Origin of the sequence: Streptomyces armeniacus, assembly GCF_003355155.1 — a bacterium.
In the GTDB taxonomy this organism is placed as follows: domain Bacteria; phylum Actinomycetota; class Actinomycetes; order Streptomycetales; family Streptomycetaceae; genus Streptomyces; species Streptomyces armeniacus.
This window is the reverse complement of record NZ_CP031320.1, coordinates 3,896,871-3,910,621: the sequence shown is the minus strand read 5'-3', so window position 1 is coordinate 3,910,621 and position 13,751 is coordinate 3,896,871. Positions and strand designations below refer to the sequence as shown.

At 71.6% G+C, this 13,751-nt stretch carries 8 protein-coding genes; 4 read left to right on the top strand and 4 right to left on the bottom strand.

Annotated elements, in window-relative coordinates; all coding sequences use genetic code 11:
- Positions 1-82 precede the first annotated feature (82 nt).
- From DVA86_RS16820 to DVA86_RS16810, 3 genes are all read right to left on the bottom strand, one after another.
- A complete protein-coding gene (locus DVA86_RS16820; RefSeq protein ID WP_208879345.1) occupies positions 83-1,546 on the bottom strand; it encodes a maltokinase N-terminal cap-like domain-containing protein in 1,464 nt (487 codons plus the stop codon).
- Between the two features lie 283 nt (positions 1,547-1,829).
- The gene (gene treS, locus DVA86_RS16815; protein WP_208879343.1) at positions 1,830-3,581 is read right to left on the bottom strand and encodes a maltose alpha-D-glucosyltransferase; all 1,752 of its coding nucleotides are present in this window, start codon (positions 3,579-3,581) and stop codon (positions 1,830-1,832) included.
- On the bottom strand, positions 3,578-5,596 hold the full coding sequence (locus tag DVA86_RS16810) for an alpha-1,4-glucan--maltose-1-phosphate maltosyltransferase (protein WP_208879341.1): 2,019 nt from the start codon (positions 5,594-5,596) through the stop codon (positions 3,578-3,580). Before DVA86_RS16810 ends, treS begins: the two co-directional genes overlap by 4 nt.
- A gap of 300 nt (positions 5,597-5,896) precedes the next feature.
- Here DVA86_RS16810 and DVA86_RS16805 point away from each other — a divergent pair, with 300 nt between their 5' ends.
- From DVA86_RS16805 to glgP, 4 genes are all read left to right on the top strand, one after another.
- Positions 5,897-6,316 (top strand): hypothetical protein, encoded by a 420-nt coding sequence (locus tag DVA86_RS16805; protein ID WP_208879340.1) that lies wholly within the window; start codon positions 5,897-5,899, stop codon positions 6,314-6,316.
- Positions 6,313-8,127, top strand: a complete 1,815-nt coding sequence (locus DVA86_RS16800) for an alpha/beta hydrolase (RefSeq protein WP_245996683.1) — start codon at positions 6,313-6,315, stop codon at positions 8,125-8,127. The genes DVA86_RS16805 and DVA86_RS16800 overlap by 4 nt, the downstream gene beginning before the upstream one ends.
- Positions 8,124-8,705, top strand: a complete 582-nt coding sequence (locus tag DVA86_RS16795) for a hypothetical protein (protein WP_245996680.1) — start codon at positions 8,124-8,126, stop codon at positions 8,703-8,705. Before DVA86_RS16800 ends, DVA86_RS16795 begins: the two co-directional genes overlap by 4 nt.
- 99 nt (positions 8,706-8,804) lie before the next feature.
- Entirely contained in the window at positions 8,805-11,420 is a 2,616-nt protein-coding gene (glgP, locus tag DVA86_RS16790; RefSeq protein WP_208879336.1) for an alpha-glucan family phosphorylase, read from the top strand.
- A 204-nt stretch (positions 11,421-11,624) separates the two neighbouring features.
- Here the strand turns inward: glgP and DVA86_RS16785 are convergent, their stop codons facing one another.
- A complete protein-coding gene (locus DVA86_RS16785) occupies positions 11,625-13,598 on the bottom strand; it encodes a M4 family metallopeptidase (protein WP_208879335.1) in 1,974 nt (657 codons plus the stop codon).
- Positions 13,599-13,751 lie beyond the last annotated feature (153 nt).

The window sequence follows — 13,751 nt, the reverse complement described above, 5'->3', positions numbered from 1 at the left end:
CACGTCGGCCTCCGGAGGCGGGTCAGGGCAGCTGGGAGCGGGTCAGGACGGGTCGTGTACGGGTCGGAGCGGAGCGGTTCGGTCAGCCGTCCGCCGCGGCGAGGCGGCGTACGGCGGACAGCGGGATGGGCAGCCAGGCGGGGCGGTGGCGGGCCTCGTACAGCACCTCGTAGACCGCCTTGTCGGTCTCGAACGCGCGCAGCAGCCGCGCGTCGTCCCGCGGGTCGGAGCCGGTGACGTCCGCGTAACCGGCGCAGTACGCCGCCCGGTTGGCGGCGGCCCAGTCGCGGGTCCAGCGCTCGCCCGTGCCCTGCTGGCTGGCGGCGTAGTCGAAGGAGCGCAGTATCCCCGCGACATCGCGGACGACGGGCTGCGGGCGGCGGCGCTCGCTGAGCGGGCGGGCGGGCTCGCCCTCGAAGTCGATCAGGCTCCACAGGCCGTCGCCCGAGCCGCACAGCGCCTGCCCCAGATGCAGGTCGCCGTGTACGCGCTGGGCGCGCCGGGTGTGGCCGAGCCGCGCCAGCTCGGCCACCGCGGCGAACGCGTTCCGCAGCCCCGTACGGTACGGCCGCAGCGCGGGGACGGCCCGCGCCGCCGCCTCCAGCCGGTCGGCCATGTCGCCGGCGAGCCGTTCCAGTTCGGGGCCGCGCAGCAGCGTGGTGGGCAGCGCGTCCGCGAGCGTCGCGTGCACCTCGGCGGTCGCGCGCCCCAGCGCGCGTGCCGAGGCGGTGAAGTCCTGCCGCCCGGCGAGCGCGTGGAGCGCGAGCTGCCAGCCGTCGCCGCTGTCCGGCAGGTACGGCTGCAGCACCCCGAGGGTGAGCGCGGGGCTCTGCGGCGTGGGCGCCGCCTCGAACCACGCCGTGGGCGCCGGCACGCGCGCGCAGCCGCCGCGTGCGAGCGCGAGGGGCAGTTCGAGGTCGGGGTTGAGCCCCGGGTCGACCCGCCGGAACAGCTTGAGGATGTACTCGGTGCCGTAGATCACCGAGGAGTTGGACTGCTCGGCGTCCAGCGCGCGCGGCCGCAGCCCGGACGGGATGGCGGCGCCCGGCGCGGACGCGAAGCGGAGCGGCCCGAGCCGGCCGGGGGAGCGCAGCCGCTCCAGGAGGAGCCCGGTGAGCTTCGGGTCGTGCAGCGCGTCGTAGACCGTACGGTCGCGCAGCGGGCCGCTCGCGGGGCTCCCCAGGGAGGCGGGCGCGAGCTCGGGCGGCAGCACGGACCGTACGCCGAGCAGCAGCTGGTAGCAGTCGGCGGCGTGCTCGGCCCGCTGCCCGTGCTCGCCGGTGTGCCCGTGCCGGGCGCGTACGAGCAGGTGCAGCAGCCCGGGGGCCGCGCCGGTGCCGCCGGCTCCGCAGGGGAGCAGTTCGGTGCCGGACACGAGCGCGAAGCCGCTGATCGGACGGCCCTTCCCGGCGAACCAGCGCTGCCGCGGCAGCCACTCCGCCAGCAGCGGCGCAAGCGACGGGAGCAGCGCGCTCCCGGTGTGCCGCCCTGGAGCGGGGGAGGAACCGGCGTCGGTCGCCGTGAGGGGCAAGGAGCGTTCCGACATGGCGTCCTTTCCCCGGGCACACGAAAGGTACGCGAAAGTGTCCCGGTATGCGGCTTTGGCGTTCCGGCGGTGCGGGACGTGTCGAGTGAGATTCCGTCGAGCGGGTCAATGTGGCGGAAGGTTCCTGCGCGCCGTACGCCCCGTGCCGTACGCCACGCCCCGTACCGCCTGCGCGCCGCCGCACCCGTCGGCGGCACGGTTCGCGGCCCCGGCCGGGCCCGTCCTCGGCCCCGGCTCGGGCCGGCACTGAGAAGCCCCCTCGCGGCGGCTTCTCAGCGTCGCGTCACGGCTCCTGCGCCCCCGCGGGGGACTGCTGCTGGGCGGGCTGCCTGCGCAGCCGGAACCAGTAGAAGCCGTGCCCCGCCAGCGTCAGCAGATACGGCCACTCCCCGATGGGCGGGAAGCGCACGCCGCCGATCAGCTCGACCGGCACCCGGCCCTCGTACGCCCGCAGGTCCAGCTCCGTCGGCTGCGGGAACCGCGAGAAGTTGTTCACGCACACCACCAGGTCGTCGCCGCCCTCATCCGTCAGCGGCGCCTCCCGCAGGAAGGCGAGCACCGCCGGGTTGGACGACGGCAGTTCGGTGTACGTGCCCAGCCCGAACGCCGGGTTCTGCTTGCGGATCTCGATCATCCGGCGGGTCCAGTGCAGCAGCGACGACGGCGAACTCATCGCCGCCTCCACGTTGGTGACCTGGTAGCCGTAGACCGGGTCCATGATGGCGGGCAGCGTCAGCCGGCCCGGGTCGGAGGACGAGAAGCCCGCGTTCCGGTCCGGTGTCCACTGCATGGGCGTGCGTACGGCGTCCCGGTCGCCGAGCCAGATGTTGTCGCCCATCCCGATCTCGTCCCCGTAGTAGAGGATCGGCGATCCGGGCAGCGACAGCAGCAGGGCGGTGAACAGCTCGATCTGGTTCCGGTCGTTGTCGAGCAGCGGGGCGAGCCGGCGCCGGATGCCGATGTTGGCCCGCATGCGCGGGTCCTTCGCGTACTCGGCGTACATGTAGTCCCGCTCCTCGTCGGTCACCATCTCCAGGGTGAGCTCGTCGTGGTTGCGCAGGAAGATGCCCCACTGGCAGCCGGACGGGATGGCGGGGGTCTTGGCCAGGACCTCCGAGACCGGGTAGCGCGACTCGCGCCGCACCGCCATGAAGATGCGCGGCATCACCGGGAAGTGGAACGCCATGTGGCACTCGTCGCCGCCCTCGGCGTAGTCCCCGAAGTAGTCGACGACGTCCTCCGGCCACTGGTTGGCCTCGGCCAGCAGGACGGTGTCGGGGTAGTGCGCGTCGATCTCGGAGCGTACGCGCTTGAGGAACGCGTGCGAGGCGGGCAGGTTCTCGCAGTTGGTGCCCTCCTCGGCGTACAGGTACGGCACCGCGTCCAGCCGGAAGCCGTCGATGCCCAGGTCCAGCCAGAACGTCAGCGCCGAGATCATCTCGTCCTGGACGACCGGGTTCTCGTAGTTCAGGTCCGGCTGGTGCGAGAAGAAGCGGTGCCAGTAGTACTGCTTGCGCACCGGGTCGAACGTCCAGTTGGAGGCCTCCGTGTCGACGAAGATGATGCGCGCGTCCTGGTACTGCTTGTCGTCGTCGGCCCAGACGTAGTAGTCGCCGTAGGGGCCGTCGGGGTCCGTTCTGGACTCCTGGAACCACGGGTGCTGGTCGCTGGTGTGGTTCATCACCATGTCGATGATCACCCGCATGCCCCGCTGGTGGGCGGAGTCCACGAACTCCACGAAGTCGGCCAGGTCGCCGAACTCGGGGAGCACCGAGGTGTAGTCCGCGACGTCGTAACCGCCGTCGCGGAGCGGGGACTTGAAGAAGGGCGGCAGCCACAGGCAGTCGACACCCAGCCATTGCAGGTAGTCGAGCCTGGAGGTGAGGCCCTTCAGGTCGCCGATGCCGTCGCCGTCACTGTCCTGGAACGAGCGGACGAGGACCTCGTAGAAGACCGCGCGTTTGAACCAGTCGGGGTCGCGGTCCTTGGCCGGGGTGTCCTCGAAGGTGTCGGGGACGGGCTCATTGACGATCATGGATTGGGTGACCCTCCATTCGATGGGGACGGTCGCAGCGAGAACACGTGCGCGGGCGCGGGCTCGCGGCCCGGTTCCAGACGTACGTAGTTCTCGGTGCCCCAGTGATAGGACTCGGCGGTGAGCTCGTCGCTCACCTCGATCGGCGCGACCCCTCTCACCTGGGCGGGAGTGAGGCCGAGCGCCGACGTGTCCAACGACACCGTGGCCTCGTGGGTGTGGTGTGGATCAAGGTTGATCACGACGAGAACGGTGTCGTCCTCCGCGCCCGCGCTCCGTTTCGAGTACGCGATGACGTGCTCGTTGTCGGTCGCGTGAAAGTGCGTCCCGCGCAGCCGCCGGAGCGCCGGGTGGCGGCGCCGCAGCGCGTTCAGCGTGCCGATCAGCGGGGCCAGCGACGTACCGGCGCGCTCGGCCGCGGCCCAGTCCCGCGGCCGCAGTTGGAACTTCTCCGAGTCCAGGTACTCCTCACTGCCCTCGCCCGCAGGCGTCGCCTCGCACAGCTCGTACCCGGCGTACACGCCCCAGCTTGGCGACAGCGTCGCGGCCAGCACGGCGCGTACGGCGAAGGCGGGGCGGCCTCCCTCCTGGAGGTAGCGGTGCAGGATGTCGGGGGTGTTCACGAAGAAGTTCGGGCGCATGTACGCGGCGGCCTCGCCGGACAGTTCCTGCACGTAATCGGTCAGTTCCTGCTTGCCGGTGCGCCAGGTGAAGTACGTGTACGACTGCTGGAAGCCGATCTTCGCCAGGGTGTGCACCATGGCCGGCCGCGTGAACGCCTCGGCGAGGAACAGGACATCGGGATCCGAGCGGTTGATGTCGCCCAGCACCTTCTCCCAGAAGACCACCGGCTTGGTGTGCGGGTTGTCCACCCGGAAGATCCGCACCCCGCGCTCCATCCAGAGCCGCAGCACGCGCAGCGTCTCCCGCACGATGCCGCGGAAGTCCTCGTCGAACGCCACCGGGTAGATGTCCTGGTACTTCTTCGGCGGGTTCTCGGCGTACGCGATCGTGCCGTCCGCCCGCGTACGGAACCACTCCGGGTGCTCCTTCACCCACGGGTGGTCCGGCGAGCACTGGAGCGCGAAGTCCAGCGCGACCTCCATGCCCAGCTCCCGCGCCCGCCCGACGAAGTGGTCGAAGTCGTCGAACGAGCCCAGGTCCGGGTGGAGCGCGTCGTGCCCGCCCAGCGCCGAACCGATCGCCCACGGCGAGCCGACATCGTGCCGGCCCGCGGACAGCGCGTTGTTGGGGCCCTTGCGAAACGATTCGCCGATGGGGTGCACGGGCGGCAGGTACACCACGTCGAAGCCCATCGCGGCGAGCGCGGGCAGCCGTTCGGCGGCGGTGCGCAGCGTCCCGGACGCGGGGGCCGTGCCACGGCGTACGACGGCGCCCTCGGACCGCGGGAACATCTCGTACCAGGAGCCGAACAGCGCGCGCTCCCGCTCCACCTGGAGCGTCAGCGCGAGCGACGACGACAGCAGTTCGCGCAGCGGGTAGCGGGCGAGCACTTCGCTCACCTCCGGCGCCAGCGCGGCGCCGAGCCGGGCGGCCGCCGGCAGCGAGGTGTCGCGCAGCGCGCCGGCGGCGGCCTGGACGGCGGGGCGGCCGTCGCTCTTGGGCACGCCCGCGGCGGCGCGCTCGTACAGGGCGGCGCCCTCGACCAGGGTCAGTTCGGTGTCGACGTCCGCCGCGACCTTGATCTCCGCGTGCTGCCGCCACGTGGTCACCGGGTCGCCCCACGCCTCGACGGTGTACGTCCACCGCCCCTCGCAGTCGGGCGTGACGTCCGCGCCCCAGCGGTCGGAACCGGGCGACAGCTCCCGCATCGGTGTCCACGGGCCCGAACGCCCGTTGGGATCACGGAGGACGACGTTGGCGCCGACCGCCTCGTGCCCCTCGCGGAACACGGTGGCGGACACCTGGAACGTCTCGCCGACCACCGCCTTGGCCGGGCGCCGGCCACAGTCGACGAGCGGCTGGACGTCCAGGACGGGAATGCGACCGATCATGGGCTCACCTGGCGGATCTGCGTGGAGGCGGGCGGGTATCCGCCCATTTGTAGCCCCTGCTCCCACGGCGACAGCGCTGCGCCGGTGGCCACGGGGGCGTGCTCACCCGGCTGGCGGTGCGCGACGCGGGGCCGCGGGCCCGCGTGTGTGGATGCCGTGGGGGATGTGCACCGGCCTCGGCACTGCACGGCCATCGGGGCGCCCGGCTGAGTACGGATACTCATGCGGCGTACTCGCGCGGTGCCGCAGAGTGGTCACCGGCGGTCCGGACGGGGCGCGAACATCGGGGAGGGGAACGGAGTGTCAGCTGCGGACGCGGAGGTCTGGCAGGACCTCATCGACCAGGCGGCGAAGCCACGGACGGGTACGCGGCTCGCGTCGGCCGACGGCGGTCCCGGCCCAGGCGCGGCAGACAGGTTGAAGCAGAGCGCCGGGCCGTGGACGAGCGCCGCCGGGGTCGCGGGGGCCCTCCAGACGAGCATGAAGACGGCCAAGGACCGGCTCGGCACGTCGCACCAGGGCGTCTCCGCGGAGGGCAGCGGACTGGCGAGTATCTCGGAGCTGGAAGCCGTCCGCCACTCGTGGGAGCGGCGGCTCGAGGACGCCCGTAAGGAATGCGCCGGGCTGGACCGCAAGCTGCAGTTGGTCGCCAAGGACCACGGCGAGAACGAACAGCGGATCAAGGCGTCGTTCAACGCCCCCGGCAAGGGCGGGCGGTGAGCGCCGTGGTGGCAAGCCGGCTGACCTGGCAGCAACTCAGGGACCTCGACCTGTCCGGGGTCGAAGCCGCCGCCGACGGCTGGCGGAACGCCGGCAGCCGCGCCGGCGCCGCGCGCGGCCGCGTCGACAACGAGATGACCGCGAAGCTGCGCGACTCGCAGGAGGGCGTCGCGGAGAAGGCGGCGGTCAAGCGGCTGACCCGGCTGAGTGAGAACTTCCAGTACGCGTACGTCCAGTGCGGCATGGCCCGTACGGCACTCGACGGTCTCGCGGCTGAACTCAAGCCGCACCAGAACAGCTTGAAGACGGCGCTGGAGGACGCGGCCGGACGCAAGTTCACCGTCCACGACGACGGCTCGGTGAGCTACCCGGCGGCGGGCAGGGAGACCGGCGGACAGAAGCCGCCGGGCGGCTCGGTGACCGGTTCGAGCGGCTTCTTCGACGGCATGTTCGACCTGCCGCAGGCGATGGCGGACCCCAACCCGAACCGTATCCTCGCCCAGGACATCGCCGACCGCATCGCCAGTGCGCTGCGCTCGGCCCGGGAGGTGGACGCGGAGTACGCGGTGGCCATCCGGAGACTCAAGACCCAGCCGGGCCTCGAGGTCACCGACGCGATGTGGACGGACGCGTACCAGGACTCCAAGGCGGCGCGCAGGGCCGCCCACGGCTACCTCGACACCGGCGACATCCCCAACGACGCCTCGCCCGCGGAACGCAAGAAGTGGTGGGAGGGCCTGAGCAAGGAGCAGCAGGACCGGTTCCTGACCCTCTACCCGGACAAGATCGGCAACCTGGACGGCATCCCAGCGGAAACCCGCGACAGCGCGAACCGTACGCATCTTCCGATGCTGATGGGGAAGCTGGAGGGATCGGACGACGAACAGGCGAAGACGAAGCTGGAAGGGCTGCAGGCCATCGACAGCAAGCTGCGCCAGGGCAGCCAGCCGCCGATGTACCTCCTCGGCATCGGCGACGAGGGCAACGGCCGGGCGATCGTCAGCTATGGCAATCCGGACACGTCGAGGAACGTGTCGGCGTACGTGCCGGGCCTGGGCACGGCGCTCGACGCGGGCTTCGCGAACAACGACGTCAAACGGGCGAAGGACACGGCGCTCGCGGCGCATAAGTACGACCCGTCCAGCGCGTCCATCGTCTGGCTGGGCTACGACGCGCCTCAGCTGCCTGCGGACGGTCTGCTGGCCAACCTGGAGGTCATGAGCAAGGGCCCCGCTACCAACGGGGCGCCGGCCTACAACAGCTTCATGGAGGGCATCTCCGCGACGAACGAGAACGCCGACCCGCACGTGACCGCGATCGGCCACTCGTACGGTTCGCTGACCGTGGGCCTCGCCGGACAGGAACCCGGCGGCATCCCGGGCGCCGACGACATCGTGCTGGTCGGCAGCCCGGGCGTGGACGCGGAGCACGCGGACGACCTGGGCGTGGGCAAGGAGCATGTCTTCGTGGGAGCGGCTGAGAACGACCCGGTGACGAAGCTGCCTTCCTTCGACGAAGTCGAGGGCGGCGTGCGCGGATCGGTGCTCGGCCCCGCGGGGTCGTACCTCGGCTATGAGCTGTCGGACATCGGTGACGACGACGTCTGGTTCGGAAAGGACCCGGCCAGCGGGGCTTTCGACGCGAACCGCTTCAGAGTGGCCGACGGCCCGCGTCCCTTCTTCGATGGTGAGGGCGCGACGCCGGCACATTCGAACTACTTCGACCCGCAGGCGGATCCGGAGTCCGTTGAGAACATCGGAGCCATCGTCGCGAACCGGTCAGAATTCACGACGAGGGAGGACCCACGATGAAACTGCGCCTCGGTATGATTCCGCTGCTTTCCATGGCGCTGGCCGGCTGCGGGGTTCTCGACGATTCGGCGAGCTCTACGGAAGGCAGACCGACTATGAACATGCAGCAAGCGGCGGAGTTTGCTGACGGAGTCGTAAAGGGCACCATCGACGCTGTCGTGCCGCCGGTGCAGTGGACGCATGGAGAGTCGACACATGGTGGCTGTGGTGAGGGTGCTGCCGGGACTGGGAGCGTCACTCGGCGCGCTGTGATCATGACGGAAGTCTCCGCGGAGCGCCGCGGCAGTTTCGTGGGCGTGGTCGAGCGCTACTGGAAGAAGCAAGGGTACGAGATCAGGAATGTGCGGAAGCACAAGGAGAGTCCCGCGGTCTTCGCTGCCACCCCGGAGGACTTCCGTATGTCCTTGGTGGTCGGTTACAAGGGGCAGGTCTTCATCGACGTGGTGACGCCCTGCATGACCGAGAGCGAAGTCTCCCCGCCGAAGACGCAGGCCAATGGCCCGGACTACTCCGGTGAGAGGCCACCGACCCCGAACCATCACTCCGACTTCTGGTCGGCGCGTACCCCTGTCGGCTGAGGCGGCGCGCGGCGCGCGGCGCGCGGCGGTCGGTGGACCGGGGGCAGTCTGGCGCGTCGTGGTGCGGGTGTGGGGTGGGGCGACGGTACGTTCGGAAAAATGAAGGCAATTCGGCGCTTTTCGGTACGTCCCGTGTTCCCCGAGCCGCTGCGGCCCCTCGGTGAACTCGCCCGCAATCTCCGCTGGTCCTGGCATCCGGCCACGCGTGAGCTGTTCCGGTCCGCGGACCCCGCGGGGTGGGAGGCCGCGGGGGGTGATCCCGTACGGCTGCTGGGGTCCGTGTCCGCGCGGCGGTTGGAGGAGCTGGCGGGGGACCGGCGGTTTCTGCGGCGGCTCAGTGCGGTCAGCCGCGAGTTGCACGAGTACCTCGGCGAGCCGCGCTGGTACCAGCGCGCGGCCGGCGAGCTGCCCGCCGCCGTGGCGTACTTCTCTCCGGAGTTCGGCATCGCCGAGGCGCTGCCGCAGTACTCGGGCGGTCTCGGCATCCTCGCCGGCGACCATCTGAAGGCGGCGAGCGACCTCGGGGTGCCGCTGATCGGTGTCGGACTGCTGTACCGGCGCGGGTACTTCCGGCAGAGCCTGTCGCGGGACGGCTGGCAGCTCGAGCACTACCCCGTGCTCGATCCGAACGAGATGCCGCTCGAGATGGTGCGCGAGCCGGACGGTACGCCCGTACAGCCCGCGCTGAACCTGCCCGGCGGCCGGTCGATGCGCGCGTACGTGTGGCAGGCGCAGGTCGGGCGGGTGCCGCTGCTGCTGCTCGACTCCGATGTGGAGGAGAACGCGGGCGGCGAGCGCGAGGTGACGGACCGGCTGTACGGCGGGAGCAGCGAGCACCGGCTGCTGCAGGAGATGCTGCTGGGCATCGGCGGTGTACGGGCGGTGCGCGCGTACTGCAGGCTGACCGGCCATCCGGAGCCCGAGGTGTTCCACACGAACGAGGGCCACGCGGGCTTCCTCGGCCTGGAGCGCATCCGTGAACTGACGGCGGAGGGGCGCGGGTTCGACGCGGCGCTGGAGACCGTACGCGCGGGGACGCTGTTCACGACGCACACGCCGGTGCCCGCGGGCATCGACCGGTTCGACCGGGAGCTGGTCGAGCGGCACTTCGGCGACGACGGTGAACTCCCGGGCGTCGACACCGCGCAGGTGCTGCGGCTCGGCGCGGAGAGCTACCCGGGCGGCGACCCCGACGTGTTCAACATGGCGGTGATGGGCCTGCGGCTGGCGCAGCGCGCCAACGGCGTGAGCACCCTGCACGGCACCGTCAGCCGTGAGATGTTCGCCGGGCTGTGGCCCGGGTTCGACCCGGCGGAGGTGCCGGTCGCCTCGGTCACCAACGGTGTGCACGCGCCGACCTGGGTCGCGGACGACGTGCCGCGGGACGCGGCGCGACTGACCGACGGGGAGCTGTGGCAGCTGCGCCGTACGCTGCGCGAGCAGCTGGTGGGGGAGGTACGGGCGCGGCTGTACGCGTCGTGGCGGCAGCGCGGCGCCGCGCACGCGGAGCTGGGCTGGATCGACGAGGTGCTGGATCCGGACGTGCTGACGATCGGCTTCGCGCGCCGCGTGCCCTCGTACAAGCGGCTCACGCTGATGCTCCGGGACCGGGAGCGGCTGACCCGGCTGCTGCTGCACCCCGAACGGCCCGTGCAGGTCGTCGTCGCGGGCAAGGCGCACCCGGCGGACGACGGCGGTAAGCGGCTGATCCAGGAGCTGGTGCGGTTCGCGGACGACCCGGCGGTGCGGCACCGGATCGTGTTCCTGCCGGACCACGGCATGGGCATGGCGCAGAAGATGTACCCGGGCTGCGACGTCTGGCTCAACAATCCGCTGCGCCCGCTGGAGGCGTGCGGCACCTCGGGCATGAAGGCGGCGCTGAACGGCGGCCTCAACCTCTCGGTGCGGGACGGCTGGTGGGACGAGTGGTACGAGCCGGACTTCGGCTGGGCCGTGCCCACCGCGGACGGCGAGGCGGCGCTGGACGAGGACCGGCGGGACGACATCGAGGCCGCCGCGCTGTACGAGCTGATCGAACGCCACGTGACCCCGCGCTTCTACGACCGCACGCCCGTGCACGGCCGTGCCGCGGCCGTCGTACGCGGGCACGGCGGCAACGGCGCGCAGGTGCCGGGCCGTTGGGTGGAGATGGTGCGGCAGACGCTGGACCGGCTGGGGCCGCGGGTGCTCGCCGACCGGATGGTGCGGGAGTACGTCGAGCGGCTGTACGCGCCCGCCGCCCGTGCCCACCGCGCGCTGGACGCCGGCGCGGCGGAGGAGCTGGCGCGGTGGAAGGCGCGGGTGCGCGACGAGTGGCCGCGGGTCGCCGTCGACTATGTCGAGCAGACGGGCGCCGCCTTGGCCGCGCTGGAGCTGGGCGGTTCGCTGACGCTGCGGGTGCGGGTCGCGCTGGGCGGGCTGCGCCCGGACGAGGTGGAGGTGCAGGCGGTCGCGGGCCGGGTGGACGAGTCGGACGCGATGGCGTGGAACGACACCGTACGGGTGCCGCTGAAGCCCGTCGGCGGACCGGACCTGGAGGGGCGCTGGGCGTACGAGGGGCCGCTGGCGCTGGACCGTACGGGACCGTTCGGCTACACCGTACGGATCGTGCCCGCGCACCGGCTGCTGACCGGGGCGGCGGAGCTGGGGCTGGCCGCCGCCCCGCGGGACGATGTGACGCTGTCCGGCGGGGCGGCGGGTGTGCTCACGCGCTGACTCTGGAGCCCTCGGACTCGGCGCGTGAGCGGTCCGGAGTCCTCGGACTCAGCGCGTGAGCCGCGCAGGGGCGCCTCGGGGGCGGGGGCGCCCCTCGGGCGGGCACGGGCCGTACGTCCGCCCGGCCCGTGTCCGCCCGGGGCTCGGTGAGCTGCTCGCAAGGTGAGCCGCTCGCAAGGTGAGCCGCTCAGAGAGGTGAGCCGATCAGAAGGTGAGCCGCCAGCTGTCGAGGTAGCCGGTGTCGCTGCTGTAGACGTCCTGGATCCGCAGTTTCCAGGTGCCGTTGGCGGCCTCCGAGGAGGCGTCGACGGTGTACGTCTCGCGGATGTCGTCGGCCGAGTCCCAGCCGGCGCCCTTGAGCCGGTACGCCGTGCCGTCCGGCGCGAGCAGGTCGAGGACGAGGTCGCCGCGGTAGGTGTGCTTGATGTCGACCGTCACCTTGAGGTCGCCGGGCGCGTTGCCGGAGTCGCCGGTGACGGTGACGGGGGAGGTGACGGCGGGGCCGTTGTCCGGGATGGCGAGGTTGTCGGCATTCTCGAACTCGCCGCCGCCCGGGGTGCCCGGATCGTCCGGCCGGTCGCCGACGTTGACCGCGGCCCAGGCGTGCGCGACGGCCAGCTGCTCGGGGCTGTCCTGCCCGTACAGCTCGCCCGCGGCCGCCAGGGTGTGCGTACGGGCGTTGGCGTACGTCTCGTTGGGCTGCATCTTCTCGGCGAGCGCCTTGAACCAGATCTGCTCGGCCTTGCCGATGCCGATGCCCGTGACGGGCTGGTCGTCGTACGTCGGGCTGTTGTACTCGACGCCGTTGACGACCTTCTGGCCGCTGCCCTCGGACAGCAGGTAGAAGAAGTGGTTGGCGATGCCGGAGGAGTGGTGCACGTCCTCGTTGCCGGCGCCGGCCTTCCAGTAGTCCAGGGAGCTGCCGTCCTTGCTGGGCTGGTCCATGTAGCGGAGGGGCTCGCCGTTGCCGAAGATGTCGATCTTCTCGCCGACCATGTAGTCGCCGACGTCGCGGGGGTTGCCGGCGTGGAACTCGACCGCGGCGGCGAAGATGTCGGAGGTCGCCTCGTTGAGGCCGCCCGACTCGTTGGCATAGACGAGGCCGGCGGTGTTCGAGGTGACGCCGTGGGTCATCTCGTGGGCGGCCACGTCGATCGAGGTCAGCGGGTGCTGGTTCTGGCGGCCGTCGCCGTACGTCATGCAGAAGCAGGAGTCCTGCCAGAAGGCGTTGGCGTACGCGTTGCCGTAGTGCACGTTGCTGGAGGCGCCGACGCCGTCGCCGCGTATGCCCTGCCGCTTGTGCACGTCGAGGTAGTAGTCCCAGGTGAGGGCGGCGCCGTAGTGCGCGTCCACGGCCGCGGTCTGGGTGTTGCCGGGGGTGCCGTCGCCCCAGACGTCGTCGGTGTCGCGGTAGAGCTGGCCGTTGTCGGAGTTGTACGTCTTGTGGCGTCCGCGCGCGGTGTCGTCCATGGTGTACGCGCCGGCGGAGCCGGCCGTGCCGAGCTGGACGGAGCCGGAGTACATGCTGTTGCCGGTGCCTTGGTGCACGGCCTGGTACTCGTACAGCTCCTCGCCGGTCGCGGCGTCCGTGACGGTGTGGAGTTCGCTGGGCGTGCCGTCCTTCTGCAGGCCGCCGGTGACGGTCTCCCAGGCGAGTACGGGCTTGCCGTCGGCCGCCCAGACGACCTTGCGCGGTGCCTCGCTGCCCTTCGCCTTCGGCGTCTCGGGCTTGTGCGCGGCGGGCGCGGCCGTGGACGGCACGGAGATCTCCGCCTCCACGGCCTTGTCGACGCCGGTGACGGCGCCGTCCTTCGCACGGTGCACGATGAGATGGCCGCCGAGGACGGGCAGGCCGGCGTACGTGCGCTCGTAGCGGGTGTGGGTCGTGCCGTCGCGGTTCTTGACGACGTCCTTGACCCGCAGTTCCTCCTTGCCGCCGAGGCCGATCGACTCGGCCGTCACGTCCTGCTTCCGCTCGGCCTGCTGGAGGAGCGCGGCCCGCTGCTCGGGGGTGACCTTCGCGGGCAGGGCGCCGGGGTCGGGCTTGCCCGCGTCGGGCACGGCGCCGGCGGTGCCGCTCTGCAGTCCCACGGCCACCAGAGCGGCGGTGGCCACGAGGGCCGCGGAGGTGGTGGCACGTCTGTGTCTGTGGACACGTCTGACGGAGGTGGATCTCACGCGTAACTCCTTCTCTGCGCGGACACGCGGTGCGTGACCGTGTGGGGTGCCCGTACGGCGGAGGGCGCCGTACGGCCGTTCTGCGGCAGATCAGTTGGAGCGGTACTGCGTGTGGGGGGAAGGACGGCGGCGCGGCGGCCGGGTGGGCCGCGG

Bases quoted from the DNA above. Each gene is read 5' to 3' on its own strand.
- DVA86_RS16810 (WP_208879341.1), bottom strand. From the start codon at position 5,596: ATGATCGGTCGCATTCCCGTCCTGGACGTCCAGCCGCTCGTCGACTGT.
- glgP (WP_208879336.1), top strand. From the start codon at position 8,805: ATGAAGGCAATTCGGCGCTTTTCGGTACGTCCCGTGTTCCCCGAGCCG.
- treS (WP_208879343.1), bottom strand. From the start codon at position 3,581: ATGATCGTCAATGAGCCCGTCCCCGACACCTTCGAGGACACCCCGGCC.
- DVA86_RS16795 (WP_245996680.1), top strand. From the start codon at position 8,124: ATGAAACTGCGCCTCGGTATGATTCCGCTGCTTTCCATGGCGCTGGCC.
- DVA86_RS16820 (WP_208879345.1), bottom strand. From the start codon at position 1,546: ATGTCGGAACGCTCCTTGCCCCTCACGGCGACCGACGCCGGTTCCTCC.